General features: G+C 37.2%; 1 protein-coding gene. It reads left to right on the top strand.

Translation table 11 applies throughout. The annotated features are described in order from the left end of the window. Nucleotides 1-529: IS630 family transposase (locus AC1EUY_RS16145; RefSeq protein ID WP_480196582.1), on the top strand; the 529-nt coding region annotated here is incomplete at its 5' end. Between the last annotated feature and the right edge of the window lie 14 nt (nt 530-543).

Below are 543 nucleotides of genomic sequence, written 5' to 3'. Positions count from 1 at the left end.
CTTTGACAGTGTGAATCTCTATTTTCAGGATGAGTCCCGTTTTGGACTGATGACCAAACAAAAAAGGGTGTTAGTCTCCAAGGGAATCAAACCCATAGGAAAATACCAACACTCCTACCAATGGCTCTGGCTCTGGGGATGTTTCTCACCCATTACGGGAGATAGTTTCTACTGGGAAACCCCATTAGTATCCAACCCTATCTTTGAAGGCTTCCTTAAGGATTTTAGTAACCAAAACCCTAGAGAACTTAAAATAGTTATCATAGACAATGCTGGGTTCCATGCTTGCCAAGGCATTACAATCCCAAAAAATATAAAACTCATAAGAATACCTCCATATACACCAGAGTTAAACCCTGCCGAAAAAGTCTGGCAGTGGATGAAAAATAAAACTGCAATGAAACTGTTCAAAGAGGTGAAAACACTACAGGATAAAATTACTGAGATGGTAAACCAACTAACTCCTGAACTTATAAAATCTATCACCAGTTATCAATTATACACTAAAACATTTTTTGAGTATTTTTAAATCAGAAATGGTAT

It is taken from the genome of Maritimimonas sp. 2210JD6-3 (assembly GCF_056591795.1).
This window is presented reverse-complemented; position numbering and strand designations above follow the sequence as displayed.